The organism is Bacillus sp. KH172YL63, from assembly GCF_011398925.1.
GTDB lineage: Bacteria > Bacillota > Bacilli > Bacillales > Bacillaceae_B > Rossellomorea.
In genome coordinates, this window is record NZ_AP022842.1 from 2,839,268 (window position 1) to 2,862,575 (window position 23,308).

The 23,308-nt window shown below is 37.4% G+C and carries 26 protein-coding genes and 4 pseudogenes; 4 read left to right on the top strand and 26 right to left on the bottom strand.

The annotated features are described in order from the left end of the window. Positions 1–31: 31 nt before the first annotated feature. The 11 genes from KH172YL63_RS14585 to KH172YL63_RS14635 all read right to left on the bottom strand — a co-directional run bounded on the left by KH172YL63_RS14585 (position 32) and on the right by KH172YL63_RS14635 (position 7,775). The gene (locus KH172YL63_RS14585; protein ID WP_173106792.1) at positions 32–601 is read right to left on the bottom strand and encodes a RuvC family protein; all 570 of its coding nucleotides are present in this window, start codon (positions 599–601) and stop codon (positions 32–34) included. Further along, positions 598–783, bottom strand: coding sequence for a Fur-regulated basic protein FbpA (locus KH172YL63_RS14590; RefSeq protein ID WP_232066036.1), 186 nt, complete (start codon positions 781–783; stop codon positions 598–600). The genes KH172YL63_RS14585 and KH172YL63_RS14590 overlap by 4 nt, the downstream gene beginning before the upstream one ends. Positions 784–796: 13 nt before the next feature. Further along, the gene (gene dnaB / locus KH172YL63_RS14595) at positions 797–2,128 is read right to left on the bottom strand and encodes a replicative DNA helicase (RefSeq protein WP_173106793.1); all 1,332 of its coding nucleotides are present in this window, start codon (positions 2,126–2,128) and stop codon (positions 797–799) included. Next, a complete protein-coding gene (locus KH172YL63_RS14600; protein ID WP_173106794.1) occupies positions 2,112–2,492 on the bottom strand; it encodes a hypothetical protein in 381 nt (126 codons plus the stop codon). The genes dnaB and KH172YL63_RS14600 overlap by 17 nt, the downstream gene beginning before the upstream one ends. Beyond that, positions 2,485–3,126 (bottom strand): DnaD domain-containing protein, encoded by a 642-nt coding sequence (locus tag KH172YL63_RS14605; RefSeq protein ID WP_173106795.1) that lies wholly within the window; start codon positions 3,124–3,126, stop codon positions 2,485–2,487. Before KH172YL63_RS14605 ends, KH172YL63_RS14600 begins: the two co-directional genes overlap by 8 nt. Positions 3,127–3,412: 286 nt before the next feature. Continuing rightward, complete coding sequence (locus KH172YL63_RS14610; RefSeq protein WP_173106796.1) at positions 3,413–4,318, bottom strand: RecT family recombinase; 906 nt, start codon at positions 4,316–4,318, stop codon at positions 3,413–3,415. After that, the gene (locus tag KH172YL63_RS14615; protein WP_173106797.1) at positions 4,315–4,920 is read right to left on the bottom strand and encodes a hypothetical protein; all 606 of its coding nucleotides are present in this window, start codon (positions 4,918–4,920) and stop codon (positions 4,315–4,317) included. The genes KH172YL63_RS14610 and KH172YL63_RS14615 overlap by 4 nt, the downstream gene beginning before the upstream one ends. Then, positions 4,920–6,440 (bottom strand): AAA family ATPase, encoded by a 1,521-nt coding sequence (locus KH172YL63_RS14620; protein WP_173106798.1) that lies wholly within the window; start codon positions 6,438–6,440, stop codon positions 4,920–4,922. The genes KH172YL63_RS14615 and KH172YL63_RS14620 overlap by 1 nt, the downstream gene beginning before the upstream one ends. Before the next feature lie 272 nt (positions 6,441–6,712). Further along, positions 6,713–6,883 (bottom strand): hypothetical protein, encoded by a 171-nt coding sequence (locus KH172YL63_RS14625; protein WP_173106799.1) that lies wholly within the window; start codon positions 6,881–6,883, stop codon positions 6,713–6,715. Between the two features lie 468 nt (positions 6,884–7,351). Beyond that, positions 7,352–7,492, bottom strand: a complete 141-nt coding sequence (locus tag KH172YL63_RS14630) for a hypothetical protein (protein ID WP_173106800.1) — start codon at positions 7,490–7,492, stop codon at positions 7,352–7,354. A 19-nt stretch (positions 7,493–7,511) separates the two neighbouring features. Next, positions 7,512–7,775: a helix-turn-helix transcriptional regulator gene (locus KH172YL63_RS14635; RefSeq protein ID WP_173106801.1), complete on the bottom strand. Its 264-nt coding sequence runs from the start codon at positions 7,773–7,775 to the stop codon at positions 7,512–7,514. 170 nt (positions 7,776–7,945) lie between these two features. On the opposite strand from KH172YL63_RS14635, the gene KH172YL63_RS14640 reads away from it, so the two are divergent. The 3 genes from KH172YL63_RS14640 (at position 7,946) to KH172YL63_RS14650 (ending at position 10,857) form a co-directional block, all read left to right on the top strand. After that, entirely contained in the window at positions 7,946–8,938 is a 993-nt protein-coding gene (locus tag KH172YL63_RS14640; RefSeq protein WP_173106802.1) for a helix-turn-helix domain-containing protein, read from the top strand. A 103-nt stretch (positions 8,939–9,041) separates the two neighbouring features. Beyond that, the gene (locus KH172YL63_RS21880; RefSeq protein WP_138777822.1) at positions 9,042–9,278 is read left to right on the top strand and encodes a helix-turn-helix domain-containing protein; all 237 of its coding nucleotides are present in this window, start codon (positions 9,042–9,044) and stop codon (positions 9,276–9,278) included. A 169-nt stretch (positions 9,279–9,447) separates the two neighbouring features. After that, positions 9,448–10,857 (top strand): recombinase family protein, encoded by a 1,410-nt coding sequence (locus KH172YL63_RS14650; RefSeq protein WP_173106803.1) that lies wholly within the window; start codon positions 9,448–9,450, stop codon positions 10,855–10,857. Between the two features lie 3 nt (positions 10,858–10,860). Here KH172YL63_RS14650 and KH172YL63_RS14655 read toward each other — a convergent pair whose 3' ends face one another. From KH172YL63_RS14655 to KH172YL63_RS14700, 10 genes and pseudogenes are all read right to left on the bottom strand, one after another. Continuing rightward, the gene (locus tag KH172YL63_RS14655; RefSeq protein ID WP_173106804.1) at positions 10,861–11,424 is read right to left on the bottom strand and encodes an ATPase, T2SS/T4P/T4SS family; all 564 of its coding nucleotides are present in this window, start codon (positions 11,422–11,424) and stop codon (positions 10,861–10,863) included. Between the two features lie 72 nt (positions 11,425–11,496). Further along, a pseudogene (locus KH172YL63_RS14660) lies at positions 11,497–12,941 on the bottom strand (IS1182 family transposase); the annotation flags it as partial. A 101-nt stretch (positions 12,942–13,042) separates the two neighbouring features. Next, the gene (locus KH172YL63_RS14665; RefSeq protein WP_173106805.1) at positions 13,043–13,558 is read right to left on the bottom strand and encodes a phage portal protein; all 516 of its coding nucleotides are present in this window, start codon (positions 13,556–13,558) and stop codon (positions 13,043–13,045) included. A gap of 10 nt (positions 13,559–13,568) precedes the next feature. Further along, a pseudogene (locus tag KH172YL63_RS14670) lies at positions 13,569–14,627 on the bottom strand (PBSX family phage terminase large subunit); the annotation flags it as partial. Positions 14,628–14,768: 141 nt separating this feature from the next. Beyond that, entirely contained in the window at positions 14,769–15,041 is a 273-nt protein-coding gene (locus tag KH172YL63_RS14675; RefSeq protein WP_173106806.1) for a terminase small subunit, read from the bottom strand. A 98-nt stretch (positions 15,042–15,139) separates the two neighbouring features. Further along, a complete protein-coding gene (locus KH172YL63_RS14680; protein WP_173106807.1) occupies positions 15,140–15,532 on the bottom strand; it encodes a hypothetical protein in 393 nt (130 codons plus the stop codon). Between the two features lie 117 nt (positions 15,533–15,649). After that, on the bottom strand, positions 15,650–16,147 hold the full coding sequence (locus tag KH172YL63_RS14685; RefSeq protein WP_173106808.1) for a sigma factor-like helix-turn-helix DNA-binding protein: 498 nt from the start codon (positions 16,145–16,147) through the stop codon (positions 15,650–15,652). Between the two features lie 89 nt (positions 16,148–16,236). Further along, on the bottom strand, positions 16,237–16,806 hold the full coding sequence (locus KH172YL63_RS14690) for a hypothetical protein (RefSeq protein ID WP_173106809.1): 570 nt from the start codon (positions 16,804–16,806) through the stop codon (positions 16,237–16,239). Between the two features lie 26 nt (positions 16,807–16,832). Continuing rightward, on the bottom strand, positions 16,833–17,444 hold the full coding sequence (locus KH172YL63_RS14695) for a hypothetical protein (protein WP_173106810.1): 612 nt from the start codon (positions 17,442–17,444) through the stop codon (positions 16,833–16,835). After that, entirely contained in the window at positions 17,441–17,641 is a 201-nt protein-coding gene (locus KH172YL63_RS14700; RefSeq protein ID WP_173106811.1) for an XtrA/YqaO family protein, read from the bottom strand. Before KH172YL63_RS14700 ends, KH172YL63_RS14695 begins: the two co-directional genes overlap by 4 nt. A 153-nt stretch (positions 17,642–17,794) precedes the next feature. Between KH172YL63_RS14700 and KH172YL63_RS14705 the strand changes: the two genes are divergently transcribed. Continuing rightward, a complete protein-coding gene (locus KH172YL63_RS14705; RefSeq protein ID WP_173106812.1) occupies positions 17,795–18,565 on the top strand; it encodes a hypothetical protein in 771 nt (256 codons plus the stop codon). A 206-nt stretch (positions 18,566–18,771) separates the two neighbouring features. Here the strand turns inward: KH172YL63_RS14705 and KH172YL63_RS14710 are convergent, their stop codons facing one another. The 5 genes and pseudogenes from KH172YL63_RS14710 to KH172YL63_RS14730 form a co-directional block, all read right to left on the bottom strand. Continuing rightward, on the bottom strand, positions 18,772–19,626 hold the full coding sequence (locus KH172YL63_RS14710) for a DnaD domain-containing protein (protein WP_173106813.1): 855 nt from the start codon (positions 19,624–19,626) through the stop codon (positions 18,772–18,774). A 10-nt stretch (positions 19,627–19,636) separates the two neighbouring features. Then, a complete protein-coding gene (locus KH172YL63_RS14715; protein WP_173106814.1) occupies positions 19,637–19,900 on the bottom strand; it encodes an AbrB/MazE/SpoVT family DNA-binding domain-containing protein in 264 nt (87 codons plus the stop codon). 168 nt (positions 19,901–20,068) lie between these two features. Further along, positions 20,069–20,913 (bottom strand): annotated as a pseudogene (locus KH172YL63_RS14720) (recombinase RecT). After that, positions 20,913–21,770 (bottom strand): annotated as a pseudogene (locus KH172YL63_RS14725) (YqaJ viral recombinase family nuclease); the annotation flags it as partial. The pseudogenes KH172YL63_RS14725 and KH172YL63_RS14720, both read right to left, overlap by 1 nt. 182 nt (positions 21,771–21,952) lie before the next feature. After that, a complete protein-coding gene (locus KH172YL63_RS14730; RefSeq protein WP_173106815.1) occupies positions 21,953–23,269 on the bottom strand; it encodes a CapA family protein in 1,317 nt (438 codons plus the stop codon). Positions 23,270–23,308: the final 39 nt, after the last annotated feature.

Below are 23,308 nucleotides of genomic sequence, written 5' to 3' on the forward strand. Positions count from 1 at the left end.
ACAATTTTATTTAGAGGCTTGTATTTTCGACTCATGCCTTCTTCTTCATATCTGATTTAGCTTGTATGATTGACTCAATAACCTGTGCCTTATTGACAGATAAACGTGATTCACCAGTCTCTTCTACCACGAATAAATCACCGGCAATTTGAGCAAGAATATACGCGTCAACTACGTTGTCGCTTTTATGCTGGTACTCATAATCATTTACCACTGCTTGCATAACAGCTTTCTTTTTCTGCGGTCCTGTCAATCGTTTCTTGCTGCCTTTTTCACCGGTCCATCCAGTCACCCCTACATACTTTTTCACTGCATTTGGGGCAACCTCATAATAAGGCAGCTTTCTTTTGTATAGCTCGTTCCGGATCCCGTGATGCAATCCCCCAGCAAACATTGCCTTCTGGGTGCTATACGGGAACCCTTCAATGCAGATTATGTCACCAGGCTGTACATGGGCAATGATTTCGTTGATCAGGGTGATCATCCTTTTGGGATCCTGACTCCCGACACCGGTCAATTCCTTTTCTCTAAGGACCATCCCACTTTCGTCCAAGGCAACAAATCCTGTTTTAGTCGATGGGTCAATACCGACAAATCTCATAATGCTCTCCTCCTTGCTTTTTCATTTTCGTAGACCTGTTCCAACTCTGTGAGAGTCAACTCATACAACTGGCTGCCATCTGGTGTTTTAAAATAGCCCATCTTAAGCAGCTCACTTTTATAAAAATCCATTTTTGCTTCAATGCCTTTTCTTAGCTGTCCGAATGGAATATTTGTAATCATGTATACTCCTCCTTTACATAAAGTTCATTTCTTCTTGTTTAACGAGATTGATGAACTTTCCATATTCTTTAATGAAGCCCAGTTTTACAGTCCCCGTAGGACCGTTCCTTTGCTTGCTCACAACCAGCTCAGTTATTCCTTTAAGCTCTGAATCTTTGTAGTAATATTCATCCCGATACAAGAACCCAATGACATCTGCATCCTGTTCAATCTGTCCGGATTCCCTCAGATCGGACATCATCGGACGCTTGTCTTGCCGTTGTTCTACTCCGCGGGAGAGCTGGGAGAGAGCAACCACATTTACATTTAGCTCCCTAGCCATTGCCTTAAGGGTCCGGCTGATATCGCTTATCTCCTGTAGACGGTTTCCTTTGTAACTCGCATTCCCCATGATCAACTGCAGGTAGTCAATCATGACCAGGAGCTTCTTGCCCGGGTTCTCACGTTTTACCTTGCGGGCTTTTGACCATATATAATTGACTGTGACACTTGGTTTATCAAAAATATGTATGTCTAAGTTGTTTAGGATTCCAAGTGAGTGTGAAAGCTTTTTCCAGTCATGATCAGTAAAATCTTCACTTGCATTTCTCATCTTCTGAGCATCGATATTCCCTGAGATTGACACCAATCTCTTGAGCAACTGTTTCTTAGGCATCTCCAAGGAGAATATGCATGGGATGTCACCTTGTTCAGCAGCATTGTAGGCTACATTGAGAGCAAAGGCTGTCTTCCCCATTGATGGACGGGCCCCTATAATGATAAGATCGCTTTCCTGAAGGCCGCCGGTGAGCTTATTCAAATCATCGAATCCAGTTTGTATCCCAGTCATTTCATCTGTCTGGGTGCTTAGCTGGTCATACAGCTGATAAAGTTCTTCACTTATGCCTCCATCATCATCTCCTGCCTCAGCTTCCTCCAACTTCATCAATTCGCTGATTACTGTCTGGATAGCTTCGTGTGGATCCTCTTCAAGAAGTTGTTTTTTAAAATCATTTGCCAGTTGCAAGGACTTTCTTTTTCTCCAGTTTTCAAGGACAAGAGATTCATAGAATTTGAAGTTTCGAGTAGTCGGCACTGACTCGGCCAGCTTCATCATGTATGAAACTCCACCGACTTTATCCATGCTCTTTTCAACTAGCTCAACAAGGGTCACGATATCGATTGGTTTTCCTTTTTCATCGAGCTTCTTCATGGCCCAGAAGATACGTTTGTTCTCAATGATGTGGAAATGATAGGACTGCAGCACACAATCTTTTATCAAGTCTCCTTCCAGAAGAATGGATCCGATAACGGATTGCTCAGCTTCTACATTCACGATCTGAGGTTCTTCAGCCAGCTGATTCATTGTTGTTCACCTCATCCGGGATATTTAGTATTTTCCTGATTTCAGCAAGTGCCTTTTCCCGCACTTCAGGACTTGCCGCATTTCTTCTGTTCCGTGCTCGCTCTCTGAGCATTTCATTTGTTTCTTCTACCGAGGGGACTGCCGGGCCTGATGGCACTTCTTCTTTTGAGTAATTAATCAACTCAGAAACTGTTGGGACAAATTTTGATTCTTGGGCAAGCCTATCAGCGTTATACAAGATGACTTCGGGATCCTTGTCCTTTAATAACCGGTGCCAGGTATCAATTTTTACCTGGTCGAAATAGAAGTTATTAAACACGTTTTCAAATAGGGTCATCACTTCAAAAACCTGTTTCTTATTCACTTAAATCGAAATCCTCCTTGCTTGGCCTTTTTTTCGTTCCTTTACGACCATTACTTTTAAATGACTGTTCGAACTTCCTGGCATCATCTATAGTTTGTACCCCAGCTTCAACCCATTTTTTTAGGATGCCTTCTGTATAATCAAATCCCTTCTTTTCTTTCTTAGCTGATAATTTCATGGCTGCTATAACCAAATCAGAGTCAAGATCTTCAATCCAGTTGTGAATCTGTTCGTACACATAAGGAGATGATGTCACTCCGACTTGTAGGTTTTGATGGTAGAAATCAATCACATCATTTTGACTACTACCACTACTACTAGAATTCTTTAAATTCTTGTTTGTGTTATTTTGTTGTTCTTTTGTTGTTCTTTTGTTGTTATTTTGTTGTTCCTCATCAGTATCATGAGATTGATAATTCCCCCATTTACCAACGGTTACAATAGAAAATTTGTTGTTACTCTTGAGTGATATTGAGTCTAACTTTTCGAGTAGCTTCATGTACTTCCAAACAGTGGACTCTTTCATGTTCAATTCTGATGCTGCTTTACTTCTCCCAAAGACGAATTGTCCTGGTTTTAAATCGATGAATGTCATCCCTACCAATTGTTTATATTCGGTGTGAGATGCCTTCATAAGGCAATACATGAATACCTTTAACAACTTCTCGTTCTGGAAGATATCGCTCTGTAATAATTTACGATGTACCTTTATCCATCCGCCTAATGAAATGGCATCTCACCCCTTTTCTCTATATTTCCGTTCGCTGACAAATTGCAAAACCATTTTTAACCGCAACCACTCTGTAATGAGGATAGTGCTTCATGTAGTCCTTAATGAATTGCTTAGCATCTTCTTTACTGGTCGCCTTCTCCCATATCCATTTAGGGAGAAGGACTCTGTATTGATCGTTCATTGATTATCAGTCCAGCTGACCTTCTTGAAAGTCAAATTCCATTTCGATTGCTTCTGCTTTTTTACTAGCATCATTGATTTTTAGGTCAACAAGCTTGGAAAGACCGGTCACCTGGCTTAGAGTCAAATCTGCAGGCTTCTTGTTGAAATTCTCTTTAACCAAATCAGTGACAATCTTTTTATCAAGCGATGATTGTTTAACCTTTTGATTAATTCCATCCCAGGCTTCTTTCAGCTGATCTTCTTCATCTACCATTTCCCCGAGCCTTGGCTCATCGAAAGAATCAGGAGTGATATCCTTTCTTTCTCTCGGCTGGTAAGGATCAACGGTATCTTCCTGGGCACCAGTAGCATCATCCACATCGATTCCGAATTGGAGCTTCAATGCACGTTTCAAAACGTGCTTTTTAAACATGTCATTGTAGTAGGTCTTCCATTGGGATCCTGACTTTGTGCGTAAGTGTTCAACCTCATCAGCTTCGATGACGACCACTTTATCCGGGTACCCTTCACGTTTTGCAATCGCATATGAAGCAGCGACTTTACCCCTTGGGATTTTAATCGTGTGTTTTTCAATCTTCAGCTCTTGTGTCTCCGGATCCACACCGATTTCAAAGTCATCGTTTTCGTGAACCAGTTGAACTGTCACCCCTTTATAATCTTCACGCTGCTGGGCCAGGTACTGAATGCCTTCAACTGAAACCTGTATGCTCATTTGATTGCCGTATTTGATAAAGTAGATATGGTTCTTAAATGGATTTAGGTTGTTCTGCTTACAGATTTGAATGAACAGGGCCAGCTCTTCATTAGTAGCTCCTTTGGCGATCGAGTTGACAACCACCTCCAATTCCTTTTGAGTGAACACGTTCTCGAATTCTTGAGTGTTAATTGCGGATAATTGGTTTTTACTCATTTCGTTTCCTCCTTGGTATCAAGACTTGCTGCTTTATTTTGCAAACTCTCGAGCATTTTAGGTATATTAAGTCTTTCAATGATATCCACAGATAGCTGCTCTTTCAGGTTATTTTCAAGCGCCTTAACAATCGTTTCCTCTGCATCCTTACGAGCCGTTTGAATCATGGAACTTACTTTTCCAGTCAGCTCCTTAGCAAGATAGTTATTTATGAAATACTCACTAATCGATAGCCTTGCATCACTGTTGTATTTAGCTTCTCGCCCATGTTCATCAAGCAACTTTTTGGTAAGGTGTGCTTCGTACTTCCTACCGATATATTGACTGATTGGAATATATTCAACCTCTGAGCCCCAGCTATTGGTCTTATGTGGGATTTGCAGATCTTCAATTTTAGTTTCAAGAGTCTTTTCAATAAAACTTGAAGTAACACGATCAGCAATCTCAGCAAGTTGAGTATTTAGTTTTCCAGCGATTTGATTCTCAGCATTTTTGATTAATCTGTTTTGGAGATTGGCAATTACTTGCTCTTTGATTGCCTCATCTAGTGATTCATCTTCATTTAACCAATCAAGTTCCAACTCGATTTTTACATTTGCCATTATTTATCCCCCTCTGTTTCTACAGTTTTTATATTTAAATCCTCATCCTTCACCCTGGCTACAATCAACTGACCAGCCGGCGCAGTGAAGTTCAAAATGGATTCCCCGTTATCAACAAACGTTGGTGCTATAACTTCAGACAGCTTGCTCAGCACCTCAATTAGTTCTAAGCCCGCTTTAATCTTCTCAGCAGTGGAAAGTTTACTGTAAGGCTTGCCGTCCATCTCAATCTCGAATGTCGCTCTCTCCTCTCCGTTCTTAAGAGTTTCATAGAGCTTGACCGAGATGGTTGTGAACAAATCATCCACCTTGCTGACCATCAGTTCCGATCGTTTGGATTTGAACTCTTTGATCGCATCCACAATTGCCTTTGAAGTAACCAATTCTTTTCTAATCGATTCTTTCTTCTCCACGGCCACGTTGCGATCCGCATCAAGATTTTTAAATTGTTCGGAAGCTTTTACTGCCATCTGCAGTTCCATGAGTTTATCTTCAATTTCAAGGAGCTCATCACGGTTGATTTCTTTTACCTCTGGCATTTCAGATAAAGTTTTCTTTAGTTCGTTCACCTTTTGAACCAACTCTTTGCCCTTTTGTACTTCTTTGTTGAATCGACTTTGCCTGTTTTCTTTCACTTTCAAAATCGATTCTTCATCCAATGCTTGTCCGCAGGTAGTGCATTCCTCTTTTACCTGCTCATCTTTGATGTTCTGGACCACTTGCTTTTGGTTTGCAATCTGAGTGGATAAGTTATCAACTTGTCCTTCCAATCGATTGCGATAAATAATCGCCTTCTGTCGAACAGCATTATCTTCATCAATGGCAATACGTTTCTTGTACAAAGATTCGATTTCCTTTTTGGCCGTCTCAACATCGAATGAATCATCTTTATCCTTTTTCGCTTGTTCCTCTAATGTAAGGACACGTTCCGATGCTCTTTCATACGCAGTCTTTGCGGTCTTTGTTTTTTCACGATGCATACTCTCCAGGTCATCCAGTGAATACTTTTTCAACTGTCCCTCAAGTCTTTCTCGGTCTACTTTTGATAATGTGGCTAAAACTTCTTTATTCAGAGGCTCGCTCACATATTGTAGGAGTTGTGCTCTTTGATCCTGCCAATGCTGAGTGAAGAAGAATGCCGGGTTCAATAAAGAGAGAAACCGATTCTTATCAAACTGACTTTCTAAGTATTCGTTGAACTCGGTTGCTTTCTTAGGGACCTCATTTAGAAAATATTTAGCCGTTTTCTTCTGAGTCCGACCGAACAAGACATCCTTGCCACTGATACACACAAGTAACTCTACTTTCGACTCGGTCCCTTCCTCTGAATCAATTGGCCTGGGGTCCAGCTTGCTACCTGAAATATCCGTCCCGAATAGCACCCAGGAAATTGCATCTCCAATTGAGGATTTCCCTGCACCGTTACGACCTTGGATATTCGTGACTTCCCCGAACTTAACTGATAATGATTTATGATTTTTAAAGTTTTCAAGCGCTAAAGTTTTAAAAGCGATTTGCATTTTTCACCCTCCATTTGATTTTGGTTGGTGATTCCGATACTATTTATATAAAGTTGTTGTACAGGATCACCTTTTTAAGAGATCCGTGTTGGCGCACGGGTCTTTTTTAGTTTTCATGCGGTCCTTCAGGAGCCTTCACAATTACCACTCCTTTCGGGAAACCGTTCCATAGGAAGAACTGGTATTGTTCCCATGTGATTTCCACAACCTCTCCCCGATCGTCCAGATATCCGTTCAGCTTTCTCACCCCCTTTCAAGGTTACAGCTACCGATTAAGCTGATTGAATGCTATTGCGTTCAGCTGCTATTTTCATTTTGAATAACTTTTCTTTCGCTTCTAATTCCACAGCGATAAGTAATGCCGGTGCCTTTTTAGCCTCTCTACACATCTGAAGGACCTCACTCGCTTTCATCATTCTGCTTGCAGTAAACACTCCGTTCATACTAATCAATCTCCTCTGCTTCATATTTGGTTATGAACCACTTTTACTTCTGAACTAGTTATCAACTAATCACCTTATGGTTCGACAACATCTTTAGCTAACGTTCTATTAATTAATCCAATAGATTATTAGTTTCTTCAGCACTCGACTTCATTCACCAGCAAATTTCGCAACGATGTCGAAAAAGAAGGAGCTGCTTCCAGCTCAATAACCTGCTTTATTAATTTGGTCATGCATTAGCTTCTTGTAAGCCATTAACCTTTGATGACGGTATGTGAACCATCGTGGATGTCTTTCAGCAAGATTTACTGATGATTTTTCAGCTACTTTACGTGTGTAGTATGCGATCCGATGAACGATCTCCTTTTTCACCTTTCATCCTCCTCAATATCTACGACTTCCAAATCATCTAGGGACAATATGACCTTAATAATTTCTTCCTGGTTATTTTGTGGGAGAGACTCGAATTTAATCATTGTCTTCCCCTTCTGATTCCATATTTTCAATAATTCTTGGAATCGAAGTTCTTGCAAAGAATGCTGCCATTTCTTTCATTGTTTCCTTGCTGATTCTTGGTGGTGTTACATTTTCTTTAAGCTTTTCCCCCATCTATGTCACCATCCAAATGTTAATAAGTTATCGAGTTCCCAACTGATCCATCAGTTTGATTACAATTGCAAGCATCTTCGATAAAAAAAATATCTGCAAAATTTACTCCTAATCCATCTGATATTTGTTTAGCAATCTTCCCACTACAGAACCTTTCTTCATTTACAATCTGGCTTAAGTAAGGATTAGAAATCTTAATGTGTTCAGCGAAAGATCTTTGTGAATGGCCGTTCTGCAAAATCAATTTCCTTAACTCGTGTGGATCTTTCAATTTAACTTTCAATGATGTAGAAACCTCCTTTCAATCTGTTGCTTGCAATTGTTATCTTGCTTCTGTAATCAATTTACCATCACTAATTAACAAATGCAAGCATAAATTTATAATTTTTTGTCCATAATGCTAACAATAGTTAATTCATTACGTTATAATGTTTTCAGTGAGGTGAGAATTTAGTGAGTAGTATAGAAGTATTTGATGAGAAGAAGTTTGGAGAAAAGTTAAAAGAATTGAGACAGAACAAAGGATTGAAGATTAGAGAACTGGAGGCTCTATCTAGTGTATCCAATGCATATTTATCTCAATTAGAAAACGGCAAACGAGGTAAACCATCTCCAGAAATTATTAAGAAGTTAGCTCCGCATCTTGGTGTTACATATACAGAACTGATGAGAATGGCAGGTTATATTACAGAAGATATTAACGATGAAGCTTTAGAGTTATTAAAATTAGAGGATATAGAAGAAGTATTTAATTACACTTTTGAACAATTTTTTAATGGCATTTCAAATGATGGGGAAGTTTTAAAAGAATTTAGAGAATCTTTTATTAGTCAAGTTAATCAACTGGATACAAACATAAGTGAATTTTTTAGTGAAGAGAATATGAAAAAAAGAAGTTTTTGGGAAGAGTTATTTAATAACTTAACTTTTCAAGAAAAATTAGAGTTTCTTTTACTACTTAAGAAAGATGTAAATATCAATTCAATTTATCAAATTCAAAATGAGACTTTGTATAAAGCAGAATTCAAAGAAAATTACTATACAAAAAACGATATTGAGAAGACAGATAAAAGTGTTCGGGTGCCTATCTTAGGTTATATTGCAGCTGGTCAACCTATATTTGCAGATGAACATATTATAGATTATGAAGAGGTACCAGGAGAATTTAATAAAGATCATTTTATGTTAATTGTCAAAGGTGACTCAATGAGAGGGAGCCGGATTTATCCTGGGGATAAGGTATTAGTAAAGATGCAACCTGAAGTGGAAAACGGAGAAATAGCTGTAATTAATGTGAATGGCGAAGATGCCACACTCAAAAAAGTAAAGAAATATGAGGATGGGTCAGTATGGCTTGTTTCTACAAACGAAAAATATGCACCTATCCCTTTCCAAAAAACATCAAGAATTATAGGTAAAGTGGTAAAAGTTATTTTTGAGCCTTAGAGAGATTTTTTCTTTGTTTCATATTTTCACTTTTTACGATTAATTTAATCATTTTATGTATTGTCTCATTAGAAAGCTGTTTCATTTGTTTATCCCCCATTTTATGTTTTGTAAGGTGGTGATAAGGTTGTATACGGTCGGTCGGTGTAAAATCCGCGACTGGCGACTGCAGTTCGATATGACCCAAAGTGACTTAGCAAACAAATCAGGTGTAGATCGGTCCAATATTTCTAAATATGAGCAAGAAGTTAGTAGACCTGATTTAAAGAATCTTAAAAATATTGCTGCTGTTTTTGGGTGCTACATGGAAGATCTGTATGAGTGGAAAAAAGACCACTAATAAGTCTGCCAGAGGATAGGACGGGAAGATTTTATTGCACCGTCCCGACCGTTAAGTGCATGTTCGCAACAAATACGAACGTATTTTTTATTATAAACTTGCTCTCACCTTTTATCTACCGCTTTTTTACATAAAAGTAACGATTAACACAAACCAGGGAGGTTTTATCTTGACTGTAGGAATTTATATAAGAGTAAGCACACAAGAACAAGCTAAAGAAGGATATTCAATCGCTGCACAAAGAGAAAGACTGACTGCATACTGTGCCGCCCAGGGGTGGACTGAATACAAATTTTATGTGGATGAAGGGGTATCCGCTAAGAATACCGACCGTCCACAATTAAAATTACTCTTGGAGCATGTGAAATCCGGAACGATTGCAACGATCTTGGTATATAGACTAGACCGGTTTACGCGATCAGTAATGGACCTCTATACCCTCCTCGACTTTTTAGATAGTCATCAGTGTGCATTTAAATCTGCCACAGAGCTCTATGACACGTCAAACGCTATGGGGAGGATGTTTATAGGTCTGGTTGCTCTTTTGGCTCAGTGGGAACGTGAGAACCTTTCTGAGCGCGTCAAAATGGCACTTGAGGAAAAAGTATCTGATGGAGAACGTGTTGGTAATGTTCCATTTGGATTTGATTTATCCGAAGAAGAAAAACTGGTGAAGAACGAACAATCACCAATCGTATTGGAAATGATTGATTTATTAAAATCTGGCATGTCAGCAAAAAGGATTGCTGATCATTTAAACCTCCGTTACGACCACAGAAGATGGCATGCGCAGGGAGTCCTTCGTATTTTTCGGAATCCAGCTATTTATGGAGCAACTCGATGGAACGACAAAGTGTATGAAGATACTCATGAAGGATTGATATCTAAAAACGAGTTCAATAAAATCCAAGACATTCTTGCTGATCGTACAGTCCACCACCGTCGTGAGGTAAAAAACACTTATCTATTTCAAGGGATCTTGGCATGCCCACAATGTGACCGGCCACTTTCAGTCAATCGATATTTAAGAAAAAAGAAAGATGGTACTTCATATCAAAGTGCTCTCTATAAGTGTCAAGTATGTTGGAAAAAAGGATTTAAAATGGTCTCTATTGGAGAAAATCGAGTTTTAGATGCTCTTAATGAATACATGAAGGAAGTAATAATACAAGACATTGAAGTACCAAAAAATCAAAACACTGAACGAGACGAACTTCTTAAGCAGCAACAACAAATTGAAAGGAAAAGGGAAAAGTTTCAGAAAGCATGGGCCAATGATTTAATTACCGATAGTGAATTTGAGGAACGTATGAAGGAAACAATGGATTCCTATAACTTGGTTAAACAACAATTAGAAAAAATAAAAGCCCCTGTGCACTTAGACACAAAGGCAATACAAGACATTGTATTTACATTTAACCAGACCTTCTTTTTACTTACAAACGATGAAAAAAAGGAATTCATATCACGTTTCATAAAAAAGATTGAATTTGATTTAATACCACAGCCTCCTAAGAGACCAGATAAACACCTAAAGGGAAAGGATTTAATCGTTATTTCGAATGTTTTGTTTTATTAGTATTTACGACACGTTACCAGTCGGACCGGTGAACAGAATGAGCCCATGGGAATACATCAACAATGCAAGCAGTTTTTTTGCAGAAGAAGGATAAAGGGACATTTTTTCAATAGGAATTTGGTATTTCTGCGGGAGAATGCGGATGACAAGACTTTCTTTTAAGTGGGTGGTCGGTAAGGTGGATATCCTGAGGGAAAGGGGTGTGTTGCGGACAGTAAGGCTGAAGGAGCCGCTTTGGGGCTTTCTTTTTTCCCCGATGTCCATCGAGGCCATGAACTTCAAGTGGGCGATCAATCGTTCGGCCTGATCCTTGTCGATCGTCTGGAACGGAACCAGTACGCCGGTCTTCCTGAATTGTATCAGGTAATCATTTGTTCTTGGTATAACGTGAATGTCTGTTGCATCACTGCTGAAAGCATCACCAATCATCACTTCCGATAGGGATTCTACTGAGTGAAATATGGATGTGCACCACCTTTCTGTTTTCTTAAGTATAGGTATACGACACTTTTTGGGAAAATCCTTCTTTTTGGATATATATTTTCTCTTTATTATTTTCCTTATCATATTACAAAACACATAAAAAGAGGCTGGGACATAACTAGCTTCTAATTAAAAAAAGATGAAATTGAGCGAGCTCAAATTCACTGCCAATAATGCCATGCCCATTTCATTTTCGACCTTCGATTTTCCTCGTACAGAAAATCGAGTGACACTAAATTAGCTTTCAAAAATCCAAAAACTGGCTCGACATCGATTTTACGTTTTCGATAGATGGCCCCAGTTTTTCTTCTGAAAGCTTAGATTTTACATATTCTTTTTGTTGTTCCCACAGTTCATTCACCATGAGTTTTCGATTATTTCCTTCTTTTGCTTTCGTACATGATGAACGAAATGGACACCCAAAACAGTCTTCGCACTCATAAATTTTGAACTTCCGTTCATAGCCACTGCGATCACTGCGGAGAGAATGATTTTTAAATTGAAGACGCTTATGATTTGGACATGTATATGTATCCGTCTCCTCATCATACTCCCAGTTCTCAGGATTAAGTATACTTTGTTTGTACTTTTTCTTTTGTTCCTTTTGATACATGTTATACGTAATAAGCGCTTCGCGTTTTCTGTTTAAAAGGATATCACTATAGTTTTGTTCGCTGCCATAACCCGCATCCGCGACGATGTGTTTTGGCAACTCGAAATAATCCTGCTCAATCTTATCAAGAAATGGAATTAATGTACGGGTATCTGTTGGATTTGAAAACAAACTATAGGCTAGCGTGTATTGACCTTCTGTGGCAATTTGTACATTATAACCAGCTTTCAATTGTCCGTTCTTCATATAATCATCTTTCATTCGCATGAATGTCGCATCGATATCTGTTTTAGAATAGCTATTTCGTGTTCCGAAGGTCTTAAAATCTTGTTGGTATTTCTGTTTGCGTATGAGAAAATCTATCAGTTTTTCGGACTTGCTTTGGATATTTACGCTCACTTCTTAATGCTTTTCGTTCTGAAGTATCAGAGGTAGCTTCAATGTGTTGATCATATTCATTTACGACTTCGTCTACTTTTCGAACCAGTTGAGCGAGTTCTTCCACAGACAATTGTTCCAAGGTTTCACGTTAAATTTCGGGAATGATTTCACTTTTAAGCAGCTCAGTATATAACTCATTTGATTTTTCGATCAAGCTTGTATGATATTTCTCGATAAACTTTTTCCATACAAATGTGAATTTATTGGCGTTCGCTTCAATCTATCTACCATCAATAAAAATCGGTTGATGGTGCGATAGCTTGGTTCATATCCTTGTGCTAGCAACTTCATACGTATACTGTCTTTTAGGGGTGCTTCAATTTTACGTCCTGAAAAGACCGATTGTGTGTAGGCGCACAGAATAATCTTAAGCATCATTCGAGGATGGTAAGCAGGACACCCTTTATTTCGAAGAAATGGTTCAAACACTTCATGAGGCATGCTGTCCACTAAATGATAAACAAGAAAGGCAATATCATTTTTTTTGCAAATTCACTTCTAAATCTAAGGGCAAAACAATTTGATTCATGTTATAATTTTCAAACAACATAAGGACCCTCTTTTCGGATGGCCGCCATAACCAACCGAGAAGTATCGGACCCCAGCAATTACGTTCATTTCAATCGTATTGTCATAGATCAAAAAGTTTTATAATGGTGAGGACAAATATACTTTTATTTGATCCAAATGATTCCGATGTATTAGTTCATATGCCCGACCATAGATTGATAAATCCAGAACAATATCTGCATTAAGAGCAGCATCTTCTATTGTTTCGTTGATTTCATTAATTTTTTCCTGAGTGGACTTATCCTTATGACGAACTGATACAGGAGCACCTACAAAGAAGCCCTGCATGAAGTTAGAAACATACTTCGCATAATTGTGCTTGGCCCGGTGATCGGCCTTGTCATCTTCTTTCCGACGATTGGCTGCAGAGATCGTCGTGTTCTCCCCGAGATAATAATCGTCCAAGACAGTGAGCCTTGGACGTTGGTGTTCAATATGATGTTTTAATATTGCAGACAGTTCTTTTGTATCTTGCACCAGCTCTTCTGCAGAATCAAACGTATACTGAATGTTTGATTCTATACTAAACCGCCTCTTCTTCCCGGCACTTCCACTCGTACCTACTTCAAGCTCAAAAGCATTAACGTGATTCATGTTCCACCTCCTATAAACCTAATCCTTTTAAAGCATTATAAGTATCATCTTTCTTGGCCACTCCCAAATGGTATTGTTCCAGGCTATATCTAAGAGCATCAATAATATGGTTATTTGCATCAACCGGAGTATTCAGCCACTTTCCTTCTTTATCCTGATCAAAAGTGTACGTATTAAATTCTTCAATGGTATGTTCACATGTGGGATGAATGTATACCTTGAATCCTTGAATGAACAGGATTCCTTGATTCACACTGCCTTTCCCTTTGACTGAAGCTCTCATTCTTCGAACACCTTTATTGATTAATTCCTGGATCAAACGACGTTCTGCAGAGTCAGCTGTGATGACTGATTTGAGAAGTCCTTTCCTTACGATCATCTTGTATATTTCTTCGGTTAACATCGCTTTCTCATAATGTTCATCGTAAATCCAAAGCTCTTTCTTCTTAAGGTCTACCACAGAGCTGGGTAATGTTGTAGGATCATTGGTAAACCCAAAATCCATTCCATGAGCAGTTTCTTGAATCTCTTTAATCTTGTGTTGGATATCGAAATCAACCACATGGAAGTTTTCAAAGACGAGACCTTCTGCTACTCCCCAGTCTCCGTCACAAACAATCCTGGCACGTCTAGGGTTAGTTCTATATAAGTCCTCATATCTGGCTCGGTCTACTTCGTCTAGCCATTCATTAACCCGGAATGTCGTAGTAATGGCAAACGTATCCTTCTCCCGGGTCTCTTCATCAAAGAATACCTTCTTAAGCCAGTGTCGTTCAGACCAGGGATTAAAAGTAACTGTTATCTGTTTAAAGAAGTTCGGATCATCATATTTTCCTCGGATTGATTCAACCACAGTACGAAATTTAGCTTCAGTTTCAATTTGATAAGCTTCCTCAAACCATGCCCAGCTCAATATCCCAACATCAACGGTTATCGATGTAATCTTCAATTCATCATCAAGACCTCTGAACAAAATCTTCTGGCCAGTGGGCATGTACGTTATCTCTGGCATTGATTCATTGAACTTAAATAAATGGGCAACCCCTAATTGCTTGGCTGCCCATTTTAAGAGATTGTTGTCAATATGAAATTTATTGTTCCTTTAACTGATTCTTATTGTTAGTACCCTCTATCTTCTTTTATCGACCTGCTGCTTAGATCAGTATGCTGCTTTTACTCGATCTTTAAGGTAGGTGTCCTTGTGTACCTTTCATACTGGTATCTGTTCGGTGTATTCTCCTCGCATCACTGAAGTGAGGAACTGAAGGATCTCGTCCTGTTCAGCGATTGATTCTTTTGTCAATTCCTCTAAACGCTCCTCGATATATTGTCTCACGTTAGCTTTTGTTAGCAGCCTGCTTCCAGATGACCTTGCAGCTGAATCCTTTTTTACATTAGGGTAGGAGATTTTATAGGCAGCTGAAATATTGCCTGATTTAACATATTCATCAGCAAATCTCATTTGTTTTTCGGTTAGTTTCATTCCCTCACACCTCTCACCTCCTATTTTTTGATTTGTTTTGTAACAAAAGAAAAAGCATTCCTAAGAATGCTTAAGTAATAAAAAAATATAAATAGTTATTATTTATTAGAAAAACTTCCACTATATAATACTCTTAAGTATTCTCTAAAACGTAAATCATTAAATTCATCTTTGTTTTTATCTTGAACAAATATACCGTTATATGTAATTCGATCAAGTTCAGAATCATTAAGTTTTACCGTAATTTCGTTTCCTAAACGAGTTATATCCAAAACCTGGTCTTCTATTTTCACTTCTCCAATATACTGAGAATCATCAACAAAAGTAGAGATTTCGAAATCACTAGAATATTTTATTTCTTGACTAAGATCTCTTGCTAATTTTTCTAGAAGCTTTTTAATTTCCTTACTCACCTTGTCAATTGCGACTCCAGCTTCCACTTCCCCTTCATATCTTTCTTTCATTTCTCTTATAAATTTCTCAAATGGCATAGATATTCACTCCTTATATTAGTATTGATTCGACAAAAGGAGATATTTTCCTGCAAATAAATTAAGGTTATATTATAAAGTGGCTTTTCTACGACAAATACTTCATAAAATTAAAGGTCAACTAAGACAAAATAGACTATCATTTTTTCTTTTAATAATTTTCTTTTCTGCTCGTTCAATCATTGTTTGTACACTACTAGAACTAATGCATAAATAGTTTGCAATCTGACTATATGACAAGCAGTGGCCACGTGACATTAAATATACCTCTTTTTCTTTACCAGTAAGGACAGATAAGGCATCTTCAATCACTTCTTTTTCAGCAGATGAAATTACACTTTCATTTTCTGCTTTATCCCAGACATATGTCTCACCTTGGCTCCTAAAAAACCTTTGCATTAATAACGGATCAAGTGGTCTTTCCCTTTGATATGCAGCTAGCCTCTCCACTCCTCGCTTACTTCCAGGCTCTCTTCCGGTTTCCATCCATTCAATAGAGTACTTAAGGTCCCTTATCATTCCATTAAGAAGTGATTGATCCCTTTCAGAAGCCCCATCAAGCATTAATTTTGCCCTATTTAAATTTTCTTTGTAGCTTAATAATAATTTTTCCATCAAATCACTCCTTAAGCAAAATAAAAAAGGACACCAATCAACACCATTACAAGTGTTAGATCAGCGTCCTCCAGAAGACTGGTAGAAACTTAATAATTCCTGATTGACTTTTGTATATCATTAAACAAATTAGTTAATTTCTCAATTTTTATTAATATGGTGTTAATCCTATTAGCTTCATTTTCAATATCAATTTTTTTTAAGTAAGTATCTAAATAAGTATCTACCTCAGTAATTATGAACAGAGTTTCCTGAATTAACTTATTTGAGTCTACTGTCAAAAGTTCAATATCAATGGTCTCTAAAGACTCCTTTAATTTTAATACTTCCTCAAACTCGTCTTTTATTTCTTTATCAAAATCAATATTATATACATCTAGTCCCGTTTGGCTTTCTTTAATTAAAAATTCAAGTTGTCTAAAATAGTTAAAAAGGCAATCTATATATCTACTAATAATGGGCATTGATTTTGCAGATTTATCTTTTCTTATTTCTTCACTTTTATTTCTATCATATTGGATTTGCTGTTTAACAGCTTGAACAGATTTTTCACCTGCCACTTTTGCTCCCCAATATGCTCCCAGTATTGTAAACACCCCCGGAATGAATAAGCCGATTAACCATTGATAATTAATTAATTGAAAGTAATCCTTTATCAAAAATGTGACTCCTTTCATAGTCTTTCTTAATATTTTTGTAGTTCTTTTATTTGTGTTTTATTTAATTTATAAATTTTTCTATCTAGTTTTTTATAATCTGTTCTTACCAAGTTTAATTGATGGATATACTTTTTTAAATCCTCACATAAGTTATTAAATTGTTTATGTAGTTCGGTTTTATAGCTATCAATAGATTTTAAATGGTAGGATTTCTCTTCTTCGTTTAAGCGCTCCTTAATAATCATAGCCTTTATGTCCAATTCAAATTGTTTAGTCTTTTGATAATTATTAAGTAGCATCCTTAAGTCACTAAGAATTTCATGAAATACTTCCCTCGTCCGAAACATAGTATTCATATTATTAAAGGGGATAGTATGCATCTGCATTTCTCCTATAAGATTAGAAATCAGTTCAATACCATTTATCCTTGCTTCCAAGTTATTCATATTTTCTGCTTCATTTTCTTCTAGCATTGCGGTTAGATATACTGTTACTCTTCTACAGCTTTCCCAAAGAAGTATTTGAACTTGTTTTGATTTCTTTCTATTGTCCCACTTTCTAAGAAGCAATTGTATTACAAAGGTACCGATGGCACCAATCAATGCTGCAATAAAGATTTTTAATAATTCATCATTCAAAACTCTTCCCCCTCATCAAACTTAACCCGTTTCACTTTGCCCTGGTGGGTAACAATTTTCGTTTCCCCGTGAGACGGCAGCTCAGTAATCTTCGCCTTCCCATCACAAACCACCACAGCAAAACTTCCTTCTTTATCCATTATATCAATTTCTAGTTTTAAAGTACTAGTGTTAATTTCCAAGTCTGATAGTCTCATCAAGACCCCTCCTGTAGTATAATTAAAATGGTCTACCTAGAAATGCCCTGATTTATTTATATTTCACACAATAAATTTCATTTAATTCCAACCAAATTTCCTATGAGTAATTAGTTAATCTTGTACGTTATCCCATTATAGGAGGAATAATAAATGGTTAATCTCCTGCCAATTGATGAACATGCATGGAAATTAGACTGCATTCTGAGAACATTAGATATTAATGATAACGATGAGAGCTGGGAACATATCTGTAGTTGGTTACAGATGGCATCTAACGTAGAACAAGTTGATTTAATAACAGAGAAATTTGATGCAAGTCTTGCATTCTGTTCCTCAGCTAGACATTTTGAAAATGAAAGGAGTGCTTTACTTTCAAAAATTGCTACAGAAATTACTATTTTTAACTTTATCTGGGGCGCCTTTGAATCCTTGATAAATAAATTAGAACCTTTAATTGATGGATGTAATATAGGAAAATATGGGAAAGTAAAGACAGCTCGTTACATAATTAATAAAAATCAAATATCCTTGTTTCCAGGGTACAAAGGAGCACTTGACAAATTATTACAACTTTACAGCTCCTTAAAGATTTTACCGAAACATTCTCATGTAAAACATAACGAAAAAGGAATTTTTCTTGTCTATAAGATTCGTAATGAATTTGCACATGGTGCTTATTCAATTCCCCATCATCCAGACGATTTTGATTTACACAACTTTGATGATACCGATTTGATAAGGGAATGCTCACGCATTGTACTATTAACTATGCAAATGATCTTAGTTTCGTATTTTTCCGATAAAAATATTGAACTTGAAAATTTATTTTTATTTGATGAGCTAGATGATATCGATACTGTAATTTTGATTTCTTTATTAAGAAATGTACATGTCCATGGATATACCAATCTAATTTCTTAACTATAGTAGTTTCATCATTCATCTAACAATAGTATCTCATATTACTTCATTTCCTACCCTCCACTTCTTTTCTCTTAAAGAATGGAGGGATTTTGTTTTTAGTAACTTCCAAAAGTATATTTCAGAAAAATCAATCATGATTAGCATAAAGTGTTGAAACATCGTTACTACAATATTTACAAACTAAGAAAAATACACTACAACCACTACCCTCTTTTAAAAGCCTTCAATTCAGCGACTAACTTAGCTCGTTCTGCTTCAAAATCAAATTCTTCATTCTCAGCTTGGGATGGTTGAAAATATGATTTTTTCTCCTCAAACCAATCCGGCAGTTTCTCTGTGCGAATTGGCCTCACCTTACCATTCCTCGCAGGTGTTCGCTTGGTTCTCTGCTCTTTAAATTGCTGTTGTTCAGCTCGAGACTGTTCCAATGTCCTAATCCCCTTCTGAGCCCAGTTTTTTAGAATTGCCTCAACATATCCCCATTTCTTAGTCCCTTGCTCTACAGCAATCTTCATTGCCTCCAGTACCAATTCCTCACAGAGATCATCACACCAAGACACAATCTTTTGCGGTATATAACCTCCCAAGACCCCAAACCCCTCTTGCTCGTAAAACTGAAACGGATTGAGTGATGCAGGTGAATCATCTACTACATCTTCTTTTAGTTTCGTTTTGTTTAGTTTATGTTTAGGTATGGTCAACTGTTGGTCATCGGATTGGTATCCATATTGGTATACGGATTGGGTATCAGATTGGTATAGCGATTGGTCAACTGAGTTGACCAATGACTTTACCTTATAGATGGGAGCCTTCCCTTTCTTTCCTTTTTCGTACTCAATCAGTTCATTTTCGATAAGCTTTATTCGAGCATTAACCAACCCCTGTTTAGAAAGGCCAGTCAATTTCTCTACTGTGGAGTTTGGCGCATTGAATCGTTCTTTCCAGCCAGCCATATTGTTTATAGCCATCAGTGTGTGCCATAACGCAATTGCGCTGGTATTAAGATCGTTCAGTAGCAACCAATCCTTAAAAGCTTTGAGTTCCTTTAGATAATTCAAGTCATCACCTCTATGCTTGTCTTACGTATGAAATAGCTGCTGAAATAGATTCCCTATCATCTTGGTTCGTTGCGTCTGACAAAGCATTCTCAAGCCATGTAAGCGTATTATTTTTTGTAACATCCTTTTGATAAGGTCTGAAGACAATACCACCATGATCTAGAAACATTTCTAATGGGGTGCCACTATTCAATCCCTGTGTTCTTCTAATCTCCTTTGGAATAACCACTCTACCTAATTCATCAATCTTTCTTACGATTCCAGTTGCCTTCATAATTCCTCTTCCTTCCTTTCACATATCGCTTTCCCCTCATTAACACCTTTTACGTGATAATGGGGATATCGCTTCATATAGTCCAATACGAGACTTTTCAGCTCTTCCTTACTCTGAGCCTTCTCCCAAATCCATTTTGGAAGAAGGACTCTGTAAGGTACTTCATGGTTAATCAAATTTCATATCCATAGTGTCTTGTGCTGATTCTTTTTTATTTTTCTTTGACTTAGATTCTTTTGCCGGTTCTTCCGTTTGTTCTACCTGGACCTCATATTCAATTGTGTTGTCATCCTCTTCAGGTGTAATATCTTTCAATTCCCGATCCTCGTTATCTTCAATAACAGCCTTTTGCATTTCTACTGAGAGAATGCCCCATTTAGATAAGAGATTCTTTAGTACCGTTTTCATGGCCATAGCATCCCAGTCATTCTTCCAACCAAAATCGGATTTACTGAATTTCTTCCGATGCTTCTCTACATGTTCTCGGGTCCAGTAGACGGTTTTTCTAAATCCATTAAGTAGTTCAAAATAAGCTGCATATCCAATGACGGCTTCTGACTCTCTTTGCTCAAAATCGATATCGATTTCCTCTGTTAGGGGATTCCATTTAATCAACTCCCCTTCATGAATCGGTGTGACGTTTATATACCGATACTGTCCGGTTCTAAGGGCTAATTGAATATAACCTTTATATCCAAGTTGAAATTGTGCCTTTCCCCATATGGAACAATCCAGGCATACCCTAAATTCTTATCTACTGGGAGATCTAATGTTGCTGCAATCATCGCTGAAGAAATAACTGACAATGGTTCAGCTTTTTGTAGCATCTTTTCATTGTTGTAAAGGCTAAGGATAGAGGCGGTAAACTGTGTTGCTCGTTTACCTAATACCTCTTCAAAGCGCTTAATCACACTAGGGCTAGCTAGTAACCCTTTCATAGTGGAACCTTGTGTAGAAGGAGCTTGTCCATTCTTGTTAGCTAGTTGAGTTTTAAGAGTTTGATTAGTGGCCATTATTTTGCCTCCTTGATATCAAATCGTCTATAAGCACTCTTTTTGGTTACTTCTTTATATATATTCGGAAACATCTCTTTTAATAGCTTTGAATCTACTCTATTTGATTCTATCGGCTTCCAGGCTACTTCATAATTCGAGCAGAACCCTAATTCTGCTTCTTTTAATTCATGCTGCAGGTCATGCTGAATATGTTTTTTCTGTTTTTCTAATTCGCTAATGGTCTTCTTCAAATCGAAGTACTCAAGGATGCGATCTTTATTGGTACTCTGTAACTCAATGGACTTACCCTTTTCAGCTTTGGCATACTTTTCTTTTAAGTACTTTTCAGCAGCACTCGATCCGTCCAGGGCCGGGGGATTCCCTCTCATTACGTGGTATTCCCAAAAATGCTTTTCAGCTTCAAAAATAATGCTGATCAACTCTTCGTCACGATTCACTTCTTTACATATAAATTTGTTACCGCCTATCAAGACCGCGATGTATGCCTTGGGGTATCCGAGTACACCTAAGTAATGCTGCACTTGTACCAAGTAAGACTCAGGTATTTCTTCGCTCTCCCAATCTTTCGCAAGAAACTGATTGGCTGTTTTACATTCAAGTAACGCTTCTTCCCCTACAACCTTACGATCTATGTTGGCGATAATGTACTCATGGTCAGGATGATGAAGGATGGCATTTCTTTTTCGTACCTTCTTCCCCATACGCACTTCAAATTCTTTTGCGACCATATCCTCAAAGAGATTTCCAAAGTAGGCAGCTTCACTGGATGATTCTTCAATAAGTACCTGTCCGGTTTTCTCAAGCCATAATTCAAAAGGGGTTTTATATTTATTAAGTCCGAGGATGATGCTTGACGCTTTGGAGAAAAAAATATTGCTTCAGATGTTCACGAAAAAGATAGTTGTTGATCGGGTTAGTGACCAGTTGAAACCTGAATGCTTGGAGATAATAGAGGTTGAGTTTTATTAAACAAATAAAAAAGAGATCTTATATTTGATCTCTTTTTTATACCTTATAACTAAATAAAGATTTAAATTTAAATCATAGTGTTATTCAGTGAAATCGTGCCATTCTGTATTTCTATCTCTGTATTAAATTCAGAGGAAAGTTCTTTCAATTTTATTAGTGTTTCTTCGTTGTTACTCAAATAAGGGGTTCCTCTTTGATGTCTGGATAAACCATATCCTAAATCTACTGGATAGAGCTTTAATTCTTTCAATTTCCCTTTTTCCATTGTCCATTCTGGAATGACTGAAACCCATGCATCAGGGTATGATCCAAATCCTCTTGTATCATTATTACTTCTCGCTTCTAAAGCATCAACTACGTTGTGTTCACTATTAAGCCCCAACTTCGAATAAAAATCAGAAGGTAAGTGTGAGACAGTTTCATTTTGAAAAATAAAATTTCCTAGACTATAAAAAATTGGACACCCTTTATAAATTTCAATCCCTCTTAAAACATGTGGCCCATGCCCAATTACAGCATGTGCCCCTTCGTCAATACAATTTCTAGCAAATTCCTTTAGAAATTCAGCAGGTTTGTCTAAGGAACCTTCACCTATTTCATGAGAGTGTATACTAACTAATACATAGTCAGCTTGTTGCTTTGCTTCGGCGATTTTACTCAATATCCTTTTAAGATCTTTTTTATTTGGCTTTGTAAACTTTCCTTCTTGTTCCCCTTCCTGAAATAAAAGCTTACTAAACGGTATATATTTCTCATCAATTTTATTTATTAGTCCTTTTTCTACACCTTGCTCATAAAACCCATTAACATTAGCTGACTTTTCGATAATTTTTAATTGTTCCAGTTTCTCTTTAGAAAGAACATGTACAGTATTATGACGTAATGGGTTAATTCCAGGACGACCAATCATATCAGAGCGTTGTTCCCCGGCAGCCATCGCTTCATTAAAAGTAGAAGTGGCAGCTATTAAAGCTACTCTACCAGAGTTGGTCTCTAAATAGCGTGCTTGAGTAGCCTCTGCAAGATTATCACCTACCCCTGCATGTACAAAGTTATGATGATTCAAATATGTTTTTGTTCCCTTTAAGCCTCCATACGAATAATCGAGTGTATGATTATTTGCCCAAGCCACTAAGTTAAATCCATATGACTTTAAGTCTAATAGTACATCAGGATCTGCTATTGCCCACGTTCCTCCACTTAGTGCTGAAGGGAATCCTTCAAAACGATGAGTAGTAACTTCCAAATTTGTGAAACGAACTTCTGCTCTCATAAAAAGGTCTGTAAGTTTATGAAACGAAGGTGATTGGTTGGGAATTCTTCTAGTGATAAAACTATCTCCAGTAGCAATAAATTTCATTTCCTTATCAGTTTCTACATGCATGTAATAATCCTCGTTCCCTTTTGTTAATTGATAATTGGT

Excerpts from the sequence above, each read along its gene's own strand:
- KH172YL63_RS14685 (WP_173106808.1), bottom strand. The coding sequence starts at position 16,147 with ATGGAAAAATTATTATTAAGCTACAAAGAAAATTTAAATAGGGCAAAA.
- KH172YL63_RS14615 (WP_173106797.1), bottom strand. The coding sequence starts at position 4,920 with ATGGCAAATGTAAAAATCGAGTTGGAACTTGATTGGTTAAATGAAGAT.
- KH172YL63_RS14590 (WP_232066036.1), bottom strand. The coding sequence starts at position 783 with ATGATTACAAATATTCCATTCGGACAGCTAAGAAAAGGCATTGAAGCA.
- KH172YL63_RS14630 (WP_173106800.1), bottom strand. The coding sequence starts at position 7,492 with ATGGGGGAAAAGCTTAAAGAAAATGTAACACCACCAAGAATCAGCAAG.
- KH172YL63_RS14665 (WP_173106805.1), bottom strand. The coding sequence starts at position 13,558 with ATGAATCACGTTAATGCTTTTGAGCTTGAAGTAGGTACGAGTGGAAGT.
- KH172YL63_RS14585 (WP_173106792.1), bottom strand. The coding sequence starts at position 601 with ATGAGATTTGTCGGTATTGACCCATCGACTAAAACAGGATTTGTTGCC.
- KH172YL63_RS14700 (WP_173106811.1), bottom strand. The coding sequence starts at position 17,641 with ATGAGACTATCAGACTTGGAAATTAACACTAGTACTTTAAAACTAGAA.
- KH172YL63_RS14605 (WP_173106795.1), bottom strand. The coding sequence starts at position 3,126 with ATGAAGGCATCTCACACCGAATATAAACAATTGGTAGGGATGACATTC.
- dnaB (WP_173106793.1), bottom strand. The coding sequence starts at position 2,128 with ATGAATCAGCTGGCTGAAGAACCTCAGATCGTGAATGTAGAAGCTGAG.
- KH172YL63_RS14715 (WP_173106814.1), bottom strand. The coding sequence starts at position 19,900 with ATGAAGGCAACTGGAATCGTAAGAAAGATTGATGAATTAGGTAGAGTG.
- KH172YL63_RS14610 (WP_173106796.1), bottom strand. The coding sequence starts at position 4,318 with ATGAGTAAAAACCAATTATCCGCAATTAACACTCAAGAATTCGAGAAC.
- KH172YL63_RS14705 (WP_173106812.1), top strand. The coding sequence starts at position 17,795 with ATGGTTAATCTCCTGCCAATTGATGAACATGCATGGAAATTAGACTGC.
- KH172YL63_RS14730 (WP_173106815.1), bottom strand. The coding sequence starts at position 23,269 with ATGCATGTAGAAACTGATAAGGAAATGAAATTTATTGCTACTGGAGAT.
- KH172YL63_RS14655 (WP_173106804.1), bottom strand. The coding sequence starts at position 11,424 with ATGATAAGGAAAATAATAAAGAGAAAATATATATCCAAAAAGAAGGAT.
- KH172YL63_RS14680 (WP_173106807.1), bottom strand. The coding sequence starts at position 15,532 with ATGCCATTTGAGAAATTTATAAGAGAAATGAAAGAAAGATATGAAGGG.
- KH172YL63_RS14675 (WP_173106806.1), bottom strand. The coding sequence starts at position 15,041 with ATGAAACTAACCGAAAAACAAATGAGATTTGCTGATGAATATGTTAAA.
- KH172YL63_RS21880 (WP_138777822.1), top strand. The coding sequence starts at position 9,042 with ATGTTTTGTAAGGTGGTGATAAGGTTGTATACGGTCGGTCGGTGTAAA.
- KH172YL63_RS14625 (WP_173106799.1), bottom strand. The coding sequence starts at position 6,883 with ATGAACGGAGTGTTTACTGCAAGCAGAATGATGAAAGCGAGTGAGGTC.
- KH172YL63_RS14620 (WP_173106798.1), bottom strand. The coding sequence starts at position 6,440 with ATGCAAATCGCTTTTAAAACTTTAGCGCTTGAAAACTTTAAAAATCAT.